1 protein-coding gene is annotated in these 536 nt (G+C 43.5%); it reads right to left on the bottom strand.

Features of this window, described 5'->3' with window-relative positions; all coding sequences use genetic code 11:
* Positions 1-536, bottom strand: a 536-nt coding sequence (locus HC175_RS17115; protein WP_168139537.1) for an SDR family oxidoreductase, incomplete at both ends; no start/stop codon positions are given.

Genomic DNA, 536 nt, shown 5'->3' with positions numbered 1-536 from the left:
CCCGATACCTGGTTTTTAAAAAAATTGGTATCTACAATCCCGGGACTCACTACAGTTACGTTGATATGAGGCAGTGTTTCCTGTCTCAAAGTCTCTGCAATAACCTCCAAAGCTGTCTTTGAAGCAGCATAAATTCCGCCATATGCATGCGGCTGATTAGCAGAAACAGAAGAAATAAATACCACATTTCCCTTTTTTTGAGAGATCATGTGCGGTGTAAAGGCCCTGATGCATCTTAGTGCACCCATTATATTTACATCCAGCACTTGTTTCCATTTTTCCGGGTCCCCTTCTGAAAGTTTTTCCTGAATTCCCTGGCCCGCATTAAGGATGAGGTAGTCTGGATGTCCAAAATTTTCTGTGGTCCAGGAATAAAGTTCATCGATCTCCCTTCCGCTGGTGACATTACACTTCCTGAATTCAATCCCACCGGCTAATTTTTCTGAATCGGCTTTATCTGCAATAACAACTTTAATACCCTCGTCGCTTAACTTTTGGGCTATGGCTTTCCCTATTCCGCTGCTTCCGCCGGTTAC

The sequence above is a fragment of the Salinimicrobium oceani genome, from assembly GCF_012037645.1.
The sequence above is the reverse complement of the archived record's forward strand: the minus strand, read 5'-3'. Positions and strand labels throughout refer to the sequence as shown.